General features: G+C 59.3%; 15 protein-coding genes. 9 read left to right on the top strand and 6 right to left on the bottom strand.

Annotated features, from left to right (window positions below; genetic code table 11):
• Positions 1-25: 25 nt before the first annotated feature.
• The 3 genes from ACQZ5Y_RS07395 to ACQZ5Y_RS07385 form a co-directional block, all read right to left on the bottom strand.
• Complete coding sequence (locus ACQZ5Y_RS07395) at positions 26-403, bottom strand: hypothetical protein (RefSeq protein ID WP_013761770.1); 378 nt, start codon at positions 401-403, stop codon at positions 26-28.
• 125 nt (positions 404-528) lie between these two features.
• Entirely contained in the window at positions 529-1,425 is an 897-nt protein-coding gene (gene yghU / locus ACQZ5Y_RS07390; protein ID WP_113472772.1) for a glutathione-dependent disulfide-bond oxidoreductase, read from the bottom strand.
• Positions 1,426-1,525: 100 nt separating this feature from the next.
• A complete protein-coding gene (locus tag ACQZ5Y_RS07385) occupies positions 1,526-3,058 on the bottom strand; it encodes an acyl-CoA carboxylase subunit beta (protein WP_035199610.1) in 1,533 nt (510 codons plus the stop codon).
• Positions 3,059-3,176: 118 nt separating this feature from the next.
• On the opposite strand from ACQZ5Y_RS07385, the gene ACQZ5Y_RS07380 reads away from it, so the two are divergent.
• Positions 3,177-4,595: a helix-turn-helix domain-containing protein gene (locus tag ACQZ5Y_RS07380; RefSeq protein ID WP_065704413.1), complete on the top strand. Its 1,419-nt coding sequence runs from the start codon at positions 3,177-3,179 to the stop codon at positions 4,593-4,595.
• 15 nt (positions 4,596-4,610) lie between these two features.
• Here the strand turns inward: ACQZ5Y_RS07380 and ACQZ5Y_RS07375 are convergent, their stop codons facing one another.
• On the bottom strand, positions 4,611-5,258 hold the full coding sequence (locus ACQZ5Y_RS07375; RefSeq protein WP_013761773.1) for a DNA-3-methyladenine glycosylase family protein: 648 nt from the start codon (positions 5,256-5,258) through the stop codon (positions 4,611-4,613).
• Positions 5,259-5,330: 72 nt separating this feature from the next.
• Between ACQZ5Y_RS07375 and gluQRS the strand changes: the two genes are divergently transcribed.
• The gene (gene gluQRS, locus ACQZ5Y_RS07370; RefSeq protein WP_162632826.1) at positions 5,331-6,215 is read left to right on the top strand and encodes a tRNA glutamyl-Q(34) synthetase GluQRS; all 885 of its coding nucleotides are present in this window, start codon (positions 5,331-5,333) and stop codon (positions 6,213-6,215) included.
• Here the strand turns inward: gluQRS and ACQZ5Y_RS07365 are convergent.
• Positions 6,183-7,100 carry a YihY/virulence factor BrkB family protein gene (locus ACQZ5Y_RS07365; protein WP_013761775.1) on the bottom strand — a complete coding sequence of 306 codons (918 nt, stop codon included), beginning with the start codon at positions 7,098-7,100 and terminating at the stop codon, positions 6,183-6,185. The two genes, gluQRS and ACQZ5Y_RS07365, sit on opposite strands and share 33 nt — an antisense overlap.
• Positions 7,101-7,282: 182 nt before the next feature.
• Here ACQZ5Y_RS07365 and ACQZ5Y_RS07360 point away from each other — a divergent pair, with 182 nt between their 5' ends.
• From ACQZ5Y_RS07360 to ACQZ5Y_RS07330, 7 genes are all read left to right on the top strand, one after another.
• Positions 7,283-8,116: an SDR family oxidoreductase gene (locus ACQZ5Y_RS07360; protein ID WP_174060050.1), complete on the top strand. Its 834-nt coding sequence runs from the start codon at positions 7,283-7,285 to the stop codon at positions 8,114-8,116.
• A 17-nt stretch (positions 8,117-8,133) separates the two neighbouring features.
• Positions 8,134-8,331, top strand: a complete 198-nt coding sequence (locus ACQZ5Y_RS07355) for a twin transmembrane helix small protein (RefSeq protein ID WP_003497428.1) — start codon at positions 8,134-8,136, stop codon at positions 8,329-8,331.
• A 1-nt stretch (position 8,332) separates the two neighbouring features.
• Positions 8,333-8,926: a cob(I)yrinic acid a,c-diamide adenosyltransferase gene (locus ACQZ5Y_RS07350; RefSeq protein WP_174060051.1), complete on the top strand. Its 594-nt coding sequence runs from the start codon at positions 8,333-8,335 to the stop codon at positions 8,924-8,926.
• Positions 8,927-8,958: 32 nt separating this feature from the next.
• Positions 8,959-9,732, top strand: coding sequence for a rhomboid family intramembrane serine protease (locus tag ACQZ5Y_RS07345; RefSeq protein WP_003511318.1), 774 nt, complete (start codon positions 8,959-8,961; stop codon positions 9,730-9,732).
• 183 nt (positions 9,733-9,915) lie between these two features.
• A complete protein-coding gene (locus ACQZ5Y_RS07340) occupies positions 9,916-10,662 on the top strand; it encodes an electron transfer flavoprotein subunit beta/FixA family protein (protein WP_013761780.1) in 747 nt (248 codons plus the stop codon).
• Between the two features lie 25 nt (positions 10,663-10,687).
• On the top strand, positions 10,688-11,617 hold the full coding sequence (locus tag ACQZ5Y_RS07335; RefSeq protein ID WP_174060052.1) for an electron transfer flavoprotein subunit alpha/FixB family protein: 930 nt from the start codon (positions 10,688-10,690) through the stop codon (positions 11,615-11,617).
• Between the two features lie 117 nt (positions 11,618-11,734).
• On the top strand, positions 11,735-12,616 hold the full coding sequence (locus tag ACQZ5Y_RS07330; RefSeq protein ID WP_013761782.1) for a 3-hydroxybutyryl-CoA dehydrogenase: 882 nt from the start codon (positions 11,735-11,737) through the stop codon (positions 12,614-12,616).
• 67 nt (positions 12,617-12,683) lie between these two features.
• Here the strand turns inward: ACQZ5Y_RS07330 and tlpA are convergent, their stop codons facing one another.
• The gene (tlpA, locus tag ACQZ5Y_RS07325) at positions 12,684-13,352 is read right to left on the bottom strand and encodes a thiol:disulfide interchange protein TlpA (protein WP_003511324.1); all 669 of its coding nucleotides are present in this window, start codon (positions 13,350-13,352) and stop codon (positions 12,684-12,686) included.
• Positions 13,353-13,373 lie beyond the last annotated feature (21 nt).

Below are 13,373 nucleotides of genomic sequence, written 5' to 3'. Positions count from 1 at the left end.
TCACGACAAATGCCGTATGCCGTCCTCAAATCTCGAAAAAGTTCTCGAAGGATTCCGGGAAATTCTGCCGGGCGACGCGCTCGTCAATGACAAGCATCGCTTGGTAGGAAAGCGGATCGAAATTCTTTTCCGCCGGCAAGACCTCGCGGCCGAACAGCAGGCTGAGGCGGGCCGCGTCGAGATTACCGCGCTCGAACGGCTCGGGACCAAAATGGTGCCAGAGCGAGTGCAGGAAGGCCGCATCGATGCGGTGTTCCTTGGAATCGTCCCGCGCCCTTCGGGGTATCATCTTGATGGGCGTTACCCCTTTTGGATTGGCGCGGCGGATGGTGAACTGGATGCCCGTGCTCGGCATGCCGGAGGGAAATCCCTTGTGTTTGGTCATTTCGGGCAGGTTCGCCATCTTTTGTCCTTCCAGAAGCATTTCCATTAAAAGCGGGTCCGCTTTTACGTCTGGATATGCGTAAATTCAAATAATTAGAGCGCTTCCATGGTCCTATTAAAACCAGAAGCGCTCTAGTCTTTTCGTTATGCCTTGCCGATTTTGTCCTGCGTCTTCTGCTCGAAGTCGGAGGCATCGTGGCGTTCATGCAATTGTTCGGACGGATCGCCCGAGGTTTTGTTGACGATCACGCCGCGCTTGACCGCAGGGCGTTCGCCGATTTCAAGCGTCCAGCGCATAAGGTTCTTATAACCGGCGGCTTCAAGGAAAGCACCGGCATCGCCATAAGCCTGGCCGAGCGCGATCTTGCCATACCAGGGCCAGACGGCCATGTCGGCAATCGTATATTCCGAGCCCGCCAGATAACGGTTGTCGGCCAGATGACGGTCAAGCACGTCAAGCTGGCGTTTAACTTCCATGGCGTAACGGTCGATAGCATATTTGATCTTGATCGGGGCGTAGGCGTAGAAATGGCCGAAACCGCCGCCGAGGAAGGGGGCGGAACCCATCTGCCAGAACAGCCAGTTCAGCGCCTGCGTGCGGGCATTGCCCTCTTTCGGCAGGAAAGCGCCAAATTTTTCCGCGAGGTAAACGAGGATCGAGCCGCTCTCGAAAACCCTGGTCGGCTCGGGCGTCGAATGATCCATCAACGCCGGGATCTTGGAGTTCGGATTGACGCCGACAAAACCGGAGCCGAACTGGTCGCCTTCGCCGATCTTGATCAGCCAGGCATCATATTCGGCGCCCTTGTGGCCAGCGGCCAGCAATTCTTCCAGCATGATCGAGACCTTCTGGCCATTCGGCGTTGCCAGCGAATAAAGCTGCAACGAATGTTTGCCGACCGGCAATTCCTTGTCATGGGTGGGACCGGCGATCGGGCGATTGATATTGGCGAACTGGCCGCCATTACCCTTGTCCCAGGTCCAGACCTTGGGCACTTCATATCCGGCGGGAAAATTATCTGCGGAGGAGTTCTCGGCCATAAAAATCAGTCCTTGTGCGTTTCGGGAGGGCACCGAAGGTCGGGCGCCTGAACATCATTATAGTAAGGTGGCCAAAGTATTTTTCCAGCCCCAGAGCAGGTCAGAGCGGAATGGTATCGTGCTTTTTCCAGCGGGTTTCGACGTTCTTGCCCCGCAGCGAAGCAAAGGCACGGGCGATGCGGCGGCGCGAGGAATGCGGCATGATAACCTCATCGATGAAACCACGCTCTGCCGCCACGAAGGGATTGGCGAAACGCTCCTCATATTCCCTTGTGCGCGCGGCGATCTTGTCCGGATCGGAAAGCTCCGAGCGATAGAGGATTTCCGCTGCCCCTTTTGCGCCCATGACAGCGATTTCCGCAGTTGGCCAAGCATAGTTCACATCAGCGCCGATATGTTTCGAGGCCATCACGTCATACGCGCCACCATAGGCCTTGCGGGTAATCAGCGTCACCATCGGAACCGTCGCCTCGGAATAGGCAAACAGCAGTTTCGCACCGTGCTTGATGACGCCGCCATATTCCTGCGCCGTTCCCGGTAGGAAACCGGGCACATCCACCAGTGTCAGCAGGGGAATGTTGAAGGCATCGCAGAAGCGCACGAAGCGGGCGGCCTTGCGTGAGCTGTCAATATCCAGACACCCGGCCAGCACCATCGGCTGGTTTGCGACGACGCCTACCGTCTGGCCTTCCAGACGCATGAAACCGGTGATGATGTTTCTGGCAAACGCCTCCTGCAATTCGAAGAAATCGCCCTCGTCGGCGAGCGCATGGATCAGTTCCTTCATATCGTATGGCTTGTTGGAACTGTCGGGGATCAGCGTGTCGAGGCGCGCTTCCAGCCGTGCGGGATCGTCATGAAAAGGCCGGACTGGCGGTTTTTCCCGATTATTCAGCGGCAGGAAATCGAACAACAGCCGCACATGTTCCAGCGTCTCGATGTCGTTTTCATAGGCGCCATCGGCAACGGAGGATTTTTTGGTGTGTGTGGAGGCGCCGCCCAGCTCTTCCGCCGTGACGATCTCGTTGGTCACGGTCTTCACCACATCCGGCCCGGTTACGAACATGTAGGAGGTATCGCGCACCATGAAGATGAAGTCGGTCATGGCAGGCGAATAAACGGCACCACCGGCACACGGCCCCATGATGACAGAGATTTGAGGCACGACACCGGAGGCGATGACGTTGCGCTTGAAAACGTCGGCATAACCGCCGAGCGAAGCAACACCTTCCTGAATGCGCGCGCCGCCACTGTCGTTGAGGCCAATCACGGGCGCGCCGTTGCGCACGGCCATATCCATGATCTTGCAGATTTTCTGGGCATGGGTTTCCGACAGCGAACCGCCGAGCACGGTAAAATCCTGGCTGAAAACATAGACCTGCCGGCCGTTGATGGTGCCCCAGCCGGTAACGACGCCATCGCCCGCCACCTTCTGTTCGGCCATGCCGAAATCCACCGCCCGGTGGGTAACGTACATGTCGTACTCTTCGAAGGAACCTTCATCCAGCAACACATCGATGCGCTCGCGCGCCGTCAGCTTGCCCTTGGCATGCTGCGCCTCAATGCGCTTGACGCCGCCGCCGAGCCGCGCTTCGTCGCGGCGCGTCTGCAATTGCTCCAGAATGCTGGGCATGTTTCCTCCATGCGTTTCCTCAAAATCAATAGCTTAGAAAACATTCGCCTAGAAGCCTTGATCGTGCGCGTATGCGTGGCATAAATATTTGCAATATTTACTTTTGCAAAGTTGCAACATGGCTATGGAAAAGCTCTTCATCGGCCGCAAGGTCCGCGGCCTTCGCGAAAACGCCCGCGCCACGCAGGCACAGTTTGCCGAACGGCTCGGCATTTCGGCCAGTTATCTGAACCAGATCGAAAACAATCAGCGACCCGTTTCCGCCAGCGTTCTGGTGACGCTGGTGGAAAAATTCCAGCTCGACGTGACGGAGCTGGCAACCGGCGAAAACGACCGGCTGGTTTCCGCTGTGCGCGAGGCCCTGAAAGACCCGCTGTTCCTGAATTACGAGCCCGGGCTGCAGGAGCTGAAGCTGATTGCGCAGAACGCACCGGGTTTTGCCCATGCGCTTTTGCGCGCCCACCAGGCCTACCGGCAAAATAGCGAGCAGCTGGTGCAGCTGGATGACAGGCTGGGGCGGGGAACCGCGCAGGTGGAAAGAACACCTTACGAAGAGGTCCGCGATTTCTTCCACTTCGTCGACAATTACGTTGCCGAGATCGATCTTCTGGCGGAAGAACTTGCATACGAACTGGAGATAGAGGGCGGCGAGACCTACGGCATTCTCGCGGCCCATCTACGCAGCCGCTTCGGTGTCCATATCACCAGAACGGAGGCGGCGGGCGGATTGATCCGGCATTTCGATCCGGCCGGCAAAACGCTGGCGCTCAGTTCCTACATGGCAGTACCGACCCGCTGTTTTCAGCTTGCGCTTCAGATCGCCCAGCTTCATGCGGGAGCAACCGTGGACAGAGTGCTGGCCGGCGCCGGTTTCCGTAGCGCCGAAGCCGCGGAAATCTGTCGCATCGGCCTTCACAACTATTTCGCCGCCGCGCTGATCCTGCCATATGGGCAATTTCACCGGGCCGCGCAGGAATTGCGCCACGATCTGGAACTTCTGGCCGTGCGCTTCGGCGCGAGCCTTGAACAGGTGGCCCACAGGCTCAGCACTTTGCAACGCCCTGGTCAGAAAGGCGTACCGATCTTTTTCGCCAAGATCGACCGGGCTGGCAACATCACCAAACGCCACAGCGCCACAAGGCTGCAATTTGCCCGTTTCGGCGCGGCCTGTCCGCTCTGGAACATTCATCAGGCCTTCGAAAGCTCCGACAGGATAGTACGCCAGCTGGCGGAAACACCTGACGGCGTGCGCTATCTTTCCATCGCCACACAGATCGAAAAAGCCGGCGCCGGTTTCAACACGGACAGGCCACGCTATGCCATCGCGCTCGGCTGCGAAATTTCCCATGCGCAGAATTTCGTCTATGCCGATACACTCGATCTCGCCAATGCCGCCTCCTTCAAGCCCATCGGCGTTTCCTGCCGGGTTTGCGAAAGGGTCGACTGCGTGCAGCGCGCCGTACCGCCGCTAAAACGCAAACTACATGTCGATCATCTCTCACGTGGGGCCTTGCCCTACCGGATCGCAGACTTCTAGCGCCGCGCGGCCATATCAGGGTAGCGGCACCATCGCGCGCCGCATGATATTTGCATAGTAGCCCCAGAACAGCCGGGCGGCGACGGAGCGCCAGGGCGTCCAGAGTTCCGCCCGCGCCGCCAACCATTTCGCATCCGGCCGTGCCTCGAGCGAAAGCGCGTGGCCCACCGCAGCCCGCAGCGCCACATCGCCAACCGGAAAAATGTCGGGGTGGCCGCCGCAGAACATCAGATATACTTCCGCCGTCCACGGACCAATGCCGCGAAGCGCCACCAGCTCAGAAAGGGCCACATCCGCTTCCTTGCGACTGACGGCATCAAGATCGATGCGGCCATCCGCAACCGCGTGCGCCAACCCTTCCAGCGTTGTTGCCTTGGCCCGGGAAAGGCCGAATGTGGCGCGCAATTCTTCCGGCACCGCCAGATAGTTTTCCGCCGTCACCGCCCCGCCCGTGCCGGCAAGGATACGCACCCATATGGCGTTGGCGCTGGCGCGCGACACCATCTGCGACACGACGATATGGGCAAGGCCCGCAAAGCCGGGCTCGTGAATACGCAACTCCAACGGACCGGCTTTTTCGATAATAAGGCTAAGAGCCGGATCGAGGCGGGCAAGATGCGCCAGACCTTCGCTGATATCGTCGAGGCCCCTGATGATTTTCATGTCTGCACAGCCCATATTCACGTTGGCCCGGCACCGGGTGGCGAGGCGCTTCAAAACATGGCAGAAGAAACCATGCCTTCGCCCGTCCGTCAAAAACCGGTTTATCGTTTTGCGCCCAGCCCCAATGGCGCCCTGCATCTGGGCCATGCGCTTTCCGCTTTTCTGAACCACGACATGATGCGGGAAAACAGTGGCCATTTTCTGCTGCGCATCGAAGATATCGACCAGACGCGCTGCACTCCGGAGCTGGAGCAGGCGATCTATGATGATCTTGGCTGGCTGGGACTGGAATGGGAAAAGCCGGTGCGGCGGCAATCGGAGCACTTCGATGAGTATCGCACAGCACTCGACAGGCTGGTCGAGGCCGACCTCGCCTATCCCGCCTTCTTAAGCCGGGGTGAGACGAAAGCCGTTGTCAGGGCCTTTGAGGCAGAGGGAAGGCTCTGGCCGCGCGATCCCGACGGCGCGCCGCTTTACCCCGCAATAGATCGGCAAAGGCCGCAGGCGGAACGGGCCGAACTTCTGGCATCAGGCAGGCAACACGCCTGGCGGCTCGACATGGAAAAGGCGGTCCGCACCTTGCACAGCAAGCTGTTCTGGCGCGAGAGCGGCGACGGGCAGACCGGGGAAATCGAAGCTTTGCCGGCGCTGTGGGGCGATGTGGTGCTGTCGCGCTCCGACGCCCCCTCGAGCTATCATCTTTCCGTGGTGTTGGATGACGCGCTGCAAGGCATCACCCATGTGGTGCGCGGCATGGATCTGTTTAACGCAACCGCCATTCACCGGCTGCTGCAACAATTGCTGGACCTGCCGCCACCCGCCTATCACCACCACCGGCTGATTTTGGGTGCTGATGGGCGCAAGCTCTCGAAAAGCGAAGGCAGCACCGGCCTTTCAGCGCTTCGGGCGGAAGGAAAAACGCCGTCAGATATCCGCCGGCTTGTCGGGCTCCTCTAGCACCTGCTCGCGGCGCGCACTGTTGCCGGAGATATTGCGGCGGATGATCTGCCGGACCTTGTATTTCATCAGAGCGGCATTCACTTCCGCGCCCAGCATGAAGATGACACCCACCATGTAAAGAAACACCAGAACCACCATCACCGAGGCCAAACCGGCGTAGGTGGCGGCATAATTGGCGAAGGTGGAGAGGTAATAGGCAAAGATCGCCGCGCCGATGACCCAGAAGATCATTGTCAGCAGAATGCCGGGCCAGACATCCCAGATGCGGCGTTTGCCGGCCGGAAGCCACAGATGCGCCGCCACCAGCCCGACCGTCAGAACGACGATGGTGCCGTAAAGTCCCAGGCTGGAAACCGTGTTCAGCGCATCCGTCAGCCAGGGAAATCGCTGCTCGGCAAATGACGTTGCGACCGGCACCGCAACAAGCACGATGCTGATGCCGGTAAAGACCACCACTGCGATCAACACATAAAGCAGACTGAGAAGACGGGTGATGTACCACCAGCGCGTTTCCGTGACGCGATAGGCGCGGTTGAGCGAGATTCGTAGCGCCTCGACGCCGTTGGAGGCAAAATATGCGGCCGCCAGCACCGAAATCGTGAGCAGTCCGCCGCGCGGAATGGTCAGGACCTGCTGCACCTGCGCGGCAAGCGGACCTGCGATCGCTTCCGGCCAGGTGTCAAAAATCAGATGCACCGCCGTCTCGGAAAACTGGTCAGCCCCCAGAAAACCGGCCAAAGCCGTACCGAAAATCAGGAACGGGAACAGCGCCAGCAGGATGGAAAGCGCCATGTGGCTCGCCATCGCCCAGCCGTCATCCTCGGCAAAATGAGAATAGGCATCGAAGGCAACCTTGCCTGCCAGGCGCACTGCGGCAACCATGTCGCCTCCATTCATCGGCATTTCATTTGTAACTTCGCCCCGAATATGGGAAGTCAGCTCTACTTTGTACAGCGCACAAGCCCGCCTTTCGGTTCCCGCAGGCATACAGATTTTGCGCAATACAATTTTCACAGGCCAGACCATCGGGCCAGCGCAACATTCGGTTTTCCGGAGCGGCATAGATGCCTGAAAAACCCGTCATCATAATTACCGGATGTTCCTCGGGCATCGGAGCCCATTGTGCCGGCGCGCTTCACCGCGACGGCTGGAGGGTGTTTGCCACCGTGCGTCGCATCGTCGATATGGCCGCGCTCGAAAATCAGGGCATAGAAACCCTGATCATGGACTATACCAAGCCCGAAACCATCGCGGCTCTCCTGGATACGGTTGCGGCCAGAACCGGAGGCCGCATCGATGCGCTGTTCAACAATGGCGCCTATGGCCAGCCGGGTGCTGTGGAGGATCTGCCGGTGGAAGCACTGCGGCAGCAATTCGAAACCAACGTCTTCGGCTGGCACGATCTGACGCGGCGGGTCATTCCCTTCATGCGCCAGCGCGGTTCAGGGCGCATCGTGCATTGCTCCTCCATTCTCGGCCTTGTTCCCTATCGTTATCGTGGTGCCTATACCGCATCGAAATTCGCGATCGAGGGCCTTGGCGTCACGCTGCGCATGGAACTTCAGGGCAGCGGCATCCATGTGAGCCTGATCGAACCGGGGCCGATCACGTCGAAATTCACCACGACGGCGCTTGCCCACGTCAGGGACAAGATCGATCTGGAAAACTCGGCCCATGCTGTGGAATACAAGCGTCAGCTGGCGCGGATGGATGGGTCCGGCCCGGTCAACCGCCACAAGCTTGGCCCCGATGCCGTTTACGCCGTGCTGAAACACGCCCTGACCGCCGCAAAGCCAAAACCGCATTATCCCGTCACCGTTCCCGCCAAACAGGGGCTGTTGCTGAAACGGCTCTTGCCTGCCGGACTGTTCTATCGTCTGCTGCGCAGATTCGATTGAGGAGGAGTACCCCCTAAATGTCCGGCTTCACCACTGTTCTGGCCCTTATCGTTATGGGCCTCGTTGTCATCGTGCTGATACGAGGCCTTTTCAACATGCTGAAGGGCCAAGACGCCAACCGTTCCAACAAGTTGATGCAGCTTCGCCTCCTGTTGCAGGCCATCGCCATCGTGCTCATCATGCTGACCCTTTGGCTCACCGGCGGCGGACGCTGACATGGTGAAACTGAACAAGATCTACACCCGCACCGGCGACAAGGGCACGACGGCGCTGGTGTCCGGTCCCCGCCGCCTGAAGCACGATCTTCGCGTCGAGGCCTATGGCACGGTGGACGAAACGAATTCGGCGATCGGCGTGGCGCGGCTGCATACCGCCAATACTGATATTGCCAGCATGGAAAAGCTGGATGCCATGCTGTTCCGCATCCAGAACGACATGTTCGACCTCGGCGCGGATCTCGCGACCCCGGAAACCGGCGAGCCGCCGGCCTACGAACCGCTGCGCATTGTCGAGAGCCAGGTCACGCGGCTGGAAAACGAAATCGACGACCTCAACTCCGCAATTGAACCGCTGACCTCCTTCGTGCTGCCGGGCGGCAATGCGGCGGCGGCCAATCTGCATCTGGCGCGCACGATCTGCCGACGGGCGGAACGGCTCATGGTGGAGCTCTCGGTTGCTGAAAACGAGATCGTCAGCCCGGAAGCGCTGAAATATGTCAACCGCCTGTCCGACTTCCTGTTCGTTGCCGCCCGTTTTGCCAATGATATGGGCAAGGCTGACATATTGTGGGTTCCCGGCAAGAACCGCTAAAGCCTATCTCTCGCACAAACGAAGGGCGTTCGATGTTCATACCGCTGCACGATGCGAATTCCCTCAAACATATCCGGCTGCAATATGTCACGATCGGCCTGATCGTGGTCAACGTGCTGGTATGGCTATTTACCGGCGTGCTTGCCAGCGACGTCCAGGCCAATGCCGCAGCGCTCGGCCTCGGTTTCATCCCGGCTGTGGTGTTCGACTACGCCTACCTGGAGCCCGCCTTGCAGGTGGTGCCGGATGACCTGACCGTCGTCACCTATGCGTTCCTGCATCTGGATTTCTGGCACATGGCAGGCAATATGCTGTTTCTGTGGGTCTTCGGCGACAACGTCGAGGACGCACTCGGCCACTTCCGTTTCCTTATCTTTTACATCGCCTGCGCCATAGCCGGCGCGCTGTTGCACGGCTTTGTCGCACCCATGTCGGAAGGGCCGCTTATCGGTGCATCAGGCGCTGTTTCCGGCGTCGTCGCGGCCTATTTTCTCCTGCATCCCAAGGTGCGCGTCTGGGTTCTGGTGTTCATGCGCATTCCGTTGCCCTTGCCTGCCTTCATTCCGCTGGCGCTATGGATCGGACAGCAATTTCTGATGCTGGCACTTGGCCTTGAGGAAAATGTTTCCTGGGGGGCACATGTGGGCGGCATATTGGCCGGGGCTGTGATGGTAATTTTCATGCGCCGGCCGGACGTTCCCCTGTTCGACCGCACGATTGTTCCGCCAAGGGCGGCGCAGTTCAAGAATCCGTCGCAAACGGCGGGGTTGTCGCAAATCGAACGGGGCTATGACGGGAGCAGATGAGCCGTTGACGAAGAGATAAATTATTTACGTTAACGTCAACGTAAGGTATGCCTTGCGTGCATGTGATAATGAACATTGCTCCGTTGTATTTGCGGGAAAAATGCTTATCCATGTCGCCAACCTGTTTTTGGAGGTCCGCGCGGTCTTGTCGCCTCGCGGACAGGAGTTTGAGGAAAACCGCCGATGAAGATCCTTGTCCCTGTCAAACGAGTTGTTGATTACAACGTCAAGATCCGCGTGAAGTCGGATGGTTCGGGCGTTGAACTCGCGAATGTGAAGATGTCGATGAACCCGTTCGACGAAATCTCGGTGGAAGAGGCTCTGCGACTGAAAGAAGCCGGCAAGGCCGAAGAAGTCGTGGTCGTGTCGATCGGCCCTGCCAAGGCGGAAGAGACGCTGCGCACGGCGCTCGCCATGGGTGCCGACCGCGCCATCCTGATCGAGACCGACGAGACGGTCGAACCGCTAGCCGTCGCCAAGCTTTTGAAGGGCGTGGCGGAAGCCGAGCAGCCCGGCCTCGTCATCGTCGGCAAGCAGGCGATCGACGACGACAGTAACCAGACCGGTCAGATGCTGGCCGCCCTTCTCGGCTGGGGCCAGGGCACCTTCGCCTCCAAGGTCGTACCGTCTGATGGCAAGGTCGCTGTGACGCGTGAAGTCGATGGCGGCCTGCAGACGGTCGAACTGAAACTTCCCGCTGTCGTCACCACCGATCTTCGTCTGAACGAGCCGCGTTACGCCTCGCTGCCGAACATCATGAAGGCAAAGAAGAAGCCACTCGACAAGAAGACCCCGGCCGATTTCGGCGTCGATGTCACGCCGCGTCTGAAGGTGTTGAAAACCGAGGAGCCCGCAGGCCGCAAGGCCGGCATCAGGGTCGGCTCGGTGGCTGAGCTGGTCGAAAAGCTCAAAGCCGACGGCGTCCTCTAAGGTTTCAGAAAAGGGAGATTACATTATGGCCATTCTTCTTCTGGCAGAACACGACAACGCAACCCTTTCCGACCTGACGGCGAAGACGCTGACGGCGGCAACGCAGATGGGCGGCGACGTCCACGTGCTCGTTGCCGGCTCCGGTGCGAAGGGTGCCGCCGACGCGGCGGCGAAACTGTCCGGCGTTGCCAAGGTACTGCTTGCCGACGACGCATCCTATGCCAACGCGCTCGCCGAGCCGCTGGCGGCGCTGATCGTCTCGCTCAGCCCTTCCTATGACGTCATCATCGCACCGGCGACCGCTTCGGCCAAGAATGTCGCCCCGCGCGTCGCAGCCCTTCTCGATGTGGCCCAGGTCTCGGAAATCATTGAGGTCGTCAGCCCGGATACTTTCAAACGTCCAATCTATGCCGGCAACGCCATCCAGACGGTGCAGGCAAGCGACGCCAAGAAGGTCATCACCGTGCGCCCCACCGCGTTTGCGGCAGCCGCTGAAGGTGGTTCGGCACCGGTGGAAACCATCGGTGCTGCCGAGAACCCCGGCGTTTCTGTCTTTGTATCCGACGCGCTCGCCTCTTCCGATCGTCCGGAACTGACCTCTGCGAAGATCATCATCTCGGGCGGTCGCGCACTCGGCTCCTCGGAAAAGTTCCGCGAAGTGATCCTGCCGGTTGCCGACAAGCTCGGTGCAGCCGTCGGCGCATCGCGCGCAGCCGTCGATGCGGGTTATGCACCGAACGACTGGCAGGTCGGTCAGACCGGCAAGGTCGTGGCACCGCAGCTTTACATCGCTGCCGGCATTTCGGGCGCCATCCAGCATCTGGCCGGTATGAAGGACTCGAAGGTCATCGTTGCCATCAACAAGGACGAGGAAGCGCCGATCTTCCAGGTTGCCGATTACGGCCTCGTCGCAGACCTGTTCGAGGCTCTGCCAGAACTCCAGAAGGCTCTGTGATTTTAAGCCTTTAGCCAAAGGCGGCGCGTTTTTTGAACGCGCCGCCTTCTCTTTTTCGGCGATATGCGTAACATCGCCGCAAATGACGCAGATGAAATCCCATGAGGAGACCAGCATATGACCGCCCCCTTTAAAAACATCGGTATCATCGGAGCCGGTCAAATGGGTTGCGGCATCGCGCATGTTTCCGCCTTGGCCGGTTACAAGGTGCACATTTACGATCTTTCCAAGGACGGCATCGAAGCCGGCCTTGCCACGATCAACGGCAATCTTGCCCGTCAGGTCACCAACGGCAAGCTCTCCGACGACGCCCGCAAAGATGCGCTCGCGCTCATCAGCGGTTCGACTGACGTCAACGATCTGGCGCCCATGGATCTGGTCATTGAGGCTGCTACCGAAAACGAGGAAATAAAACGCAAGATCTATGCGCAGATCTGCCCGGTACTGAAGCCCGAAGCGCTTTTGGCCACCAACACGTCTTCCCTCTCCATCACCCGCCTTGCGTCCGCCACCGATCGTCCCGAACAGTTCATGGGCATCCACTTCATGAACCCGGTGCCTGTGATGAAGCTGGTGGAGCTGGTGCGCGGTATCGCCACCAACGAAAAGACCTTCGATGCGGCGAAGGACTATGTGCGGACGCTGGAAAAGGCGATCACCGTCGCCGAGGATTTCCCCGCCTTCATCGTCAACCGCATCCTGCTGCCGATGATCAACGAGGCGATCTACACGCTCTATGAGGGCGTCGGTTCGGTGGAAGCAATCGACACCGCCATGCGGCTCGGCGCCAACCATCCGATGGGACCGTTGCAGCTTGCCGACTTCATCGGTCTCGACACCTGTTTGTCGATCATGCAGGTGCTGCATGACGGGCTGGCCGACAGCAAATACCGCCCCTGCCCGCTGCTGGTGAAATATGTCGAGGCCGGCTGGCTCGGCCGCAAATCTGGTCGCGGTTTTTACGATTACCGTGGCGAGACACCTGTTCCGACGCGCTAAGGCGCAAGAGATATTCCTCTGATATCATTCGAGATGACAGGAGGAAAATCCCTCCCGCACTGGACAATTATTTAGCCTTCACTGCCGATACCAACGCCTTGGCATCTTCGCTGTCCCAGGCTGCCGGACCGTTCATGGCGGCAATCAGGCAGCCTTTTTCGTCCAGAAGAAGCGTTGCGGGAAGGCCGAAAGCCAGCCCTTCCTTTTTCAGAACATTGAAGACGCCCATGGAGCTGTCGCGGTAAAGTTTCAGCGCGTCGATCTTGTATTCGTCAATGAAGGCTTTCGGTTTTTCGTCCGCGCCGGTGTCGATATTGACCGCAACAACCTCAAAGCCATCGCTGCCCTTTTCCTTCTCGAGTGCGTTCAGCGCAGGCATTTCCTCCCGGCATGGCACGCACCAGGTGGCCCACAGATTGAGGAGAACCGCCTTGCCCTTGAGATCGGCAAGCGACATGTCCGACCCTTGCGGACCCTTGAAAGACAGCGGGATGACGCGCGGCGTATCCGTGGCCGACATGGCCGCCACTTGGCCCTTCAGAAGGGGTTTCAGCGAGGCGATGCGGTTTGCCGCACCTTCACATAAACCGGCCTCGGCAACCGCTGCCCCTTGAACCGGGCTCTCAGACCCAATATGCCTGAACCAGACCGCACCCGCGCCGAACACGACACCGGCAACGGCAGCAATTGCAACCAATCTGGCGGAAGGAAGCCTGAACGGCCTTTTTTCTGTCATCGAATACTCCAGGGCACGCAG

This window comes from Agrobacterium sp. A3-95, assembly GCF_053521785.1.
Note: the sequence above shows the minus strand (reverse complement) of the source record. Positions and strands in the feature narration are given on the sequence as shown.

Excerpts from the sequence above, each read along its gene's own strand:
- ACQZ5Y_RS07340 (WP_013761780.1), top strand. The coding sequence starts at position 9,916 with ATGAAGATCCTTGTCCCTGTCAAACGAGTTGTTGATTACAACGTCAAG.
- ACQZ5Y_RS07395 (WP_013761770.1), bottom strand. The coding sequence starts at position 403 with ATGGCGAACCTGCCCGAAATGACCAAACACAAGGGATTTCCCTCCGGC.
- tlpA (WP_003511324.1), bottom strand. The coding sequence starts at position 13,352 with ATGACAGAAAAAAGGCCGTTCAGGCTTCCTTCCGCCAGATTGGTTGCA.
- ACQZ5Y_RS07350 (WP_174060051.1), top strand. The coding sequence starts at position 8,333 with ATGGTGAAACTGAACAAGATCTACACCCGCACCGGCGACAAGGGCACG.
- yghU (WP_113472772.1), bottom strand. The coding sequence starts at position 1,425 with ATGGCCGAGAACTCCTCCGCAGATAATTTTCCCGCCGGATATGAAGTG.
- ACQZ5Y_RS07330 (WP_013761782.1), top strand. The coding sequence starts at position 11,735 with ATGACCGCCCCCTTTAAAAACATCGGTATCATCGGAGCCGGTCAAATG.
- ACQZ5Y_RS07345 (WP_003511318.1), top strand. The coding sequence starts at position 8,959 with ATGTTCATACCGCTGCACGATGCGAATTCCCTCAAACATATCCGGCTG.
- ACQZ5Y_RS07360 (WP_174060050.1), top strand. The coding sequence starts at position 7,283 with ATGCCTGAAAAACCCGTCATCATAATTACCGGATGTTCCTCGGGCATC.
- ACQZ5Y_RS07385 (WP_035199610.1), bottom strand. The coding sequence starts at position 3,058 with ATGCCCAGCATTCTGGAGCAATTGCAGACGCGCCGCGACGAAGCGCGG.
- ACQZ5Y_RS07335 (WP_174060052.1), top strand. The coding sequence starts at position 10,688 with ATGGCCATTCTTCTTCTGGCAGAACACGACAACGCAACCCTTTCCGAC.
- ACQZ5Y_RS07380 (WP_065704413.1), top strand. The coding sequence starts at position 3,177 with ATGGCTATGGAAAAGCTCTTCATCGGCCGCAAGGTCCGCGGCCTTCGC.
- ACQZ5Y_RS07365 (WP_013761775.1), bottom strand. The coding sequence starts at position 7,100 with ATGGTTGCCGCAGTGCGCCTGGCAGGCAAGGTTGCCTTCGATGCCTAT.
- ACQZ5Y_RS07375 (WP_013761773.1), bottom strand. The coding sequence starts at position 5,258 with ATGAAAATCATCAGGGGCCTCGACGATATCAGCGAAGGTCTGGCGCAT.
- ACQZ5Y_RS07355 (WP_003497428.1), top strand. The coding sequence starts at position 8,134 with ATGTCCGGCTTCACCACTGTTCTGGCCCTTATCGTTATGGGCCTCGTT.
- gluQRS (WP_162632826.1), top strand. The coding sequence starts at position 5,331 with ATGCCTTCGCCCGTCCGTCAAAAACCGGTTTATCGTTTTGCGCCCAGC.